This window comes from Pseudomonas sp. FSL R10-2964 (assembly GCF_009600035.1).
Taxonomy (GTDB): Bacteria; Pseudomonadota; Gammaproteobacteria; order Pseudomonadales; family Pseudomonadaceae; genus Aquipseudomonas; species Aquipseudomonas bubulae.
The window spans coordinates 1-1328 of sequence record NZ_WIWH01000091.1; the positions used below are offsets into that span (position 1 = coordinate 1).

General features: G+C 58.5%; 1 protein-coding gene. It reads left to right on the plus strand.

The features are described from left to right. The first annotated feature begins 70 nt into the window (after window positions 1-70). A protein-coding gene (locus tag GHN92_RS23555; protein WP_372239760.1) for an IS3 family transposase occupies window positions 71-1290 on the plus strand; the annotation gives its coding sequence in 2 pieces (ribosomal slippage) (window positions 71-416 and window positions 416-1290; 1221 coding nt in all). Window positions 1291-1328 lie beyond the last annotated feature (38 nt).

Sequence of the window (1328 nt, forward strand, 5' to 3'; positions counted from 1 at the left end):
TGGACGAGCCCCATGAAAGACAGGACACCGTTTCCCCCTTACGATAAGGGATAGGCAAACGGTTATGTTTATGACTAACAGCAACGATAAGAGTGGGGAGCTTTTGGGCCAGGAGCGGCGACGCCGCTGGAGCCCGGAGCAAAAACTGACCATGGTTCGCGAGAGCCTTGAGCCAGGGCAAAGTGTGTCGGTCGTCGCTCGGCGCAACGGCATCAATGCCAACCAATTATTCCTGTGGCGCAAGCTTTACCAGGACGGCAGCCTGTCGGCGGTCAGCGCTGGTGAAGCCGTGGTACCGGCCTCTGAGCTGAGCGATGCACTCAAGCAGATCCGTGAACTGCAACGGATGCTGGGCAAGAAAACAATGGAAGCAGAAATCCTCAAAGAGGCCGTAGAGATCGCCCGGTCGCGAAAATGGATTGCGCACTCACCCTTGTTGCCGGGGGACGACCAGTGAAGCTGGTCAGTAAATGTCTCGGTGTAGCGCGCTCGCAATTAACGGTTCGAATCAAGCAATCGGTATCGCCCAAAGTGCGGCGAAGCAGGCCTGTGAACGATGTAGAGCTGGTCGCTGAGATCCAGCAAGAGGTCAGCGAACTGCCCAGCTATGGATACCGCCGCGTCTGGGGGCTGCTGCGTCGTGCACGTGAAAAGCGGTCGCTGCCGGCGATCAACGTGAAACGGGTTTACCGGGTGATGCGTGATCACAATCTGCTGCTTGAACGCCGGATCAAACAGCCTGGCGTGCCGCGTCGGCACGAAGGCCGTATTGCGGTGGAAACCAGCGATACGCGTTGGTGCTCGGACGGCTTTGAGTTCCGTTGTGAGGACGGCGCCAAACTGAGCGTGACCTTCGCCCTCGATTGCTGTGATCGCGAAGCCATCGGCTGGGTGGCAAGTCCGACCGGGTACAGCGGCGATGATATCCGCGACTTGATGCTGGAAAGCGTGGAGAAGCGTTTTGGTGATCAACTGCCCACCACGCCAGTGCAATGGCTGAGCGACAACGGCTCGGCGTACACCGCCGAACAGACACGCCTGTTTGCTCGACAGATCGGCTTGCAGCCGGTGACCACCCCGGTGCGCAGCCCGCAGAGCAACGGCATGGCCGAGAGCTTCGTGAAGACGATTAAACGAGATTACGTGGCGCACATGCCCAAGCCGGATGGAGAAACAGCGTTGCGTAACCTGGCAATTGCCTTCGAGCACTATAACGAGCAGCATCCACACAGCGCCTTGAACTATCGCTCACCGAGGGAGTTCAGGCGCTTAGCGGCAGCATCAATTTAACGGGGACTTGGTGTCCGGTTTGGTAGGGGCAAGTCCAG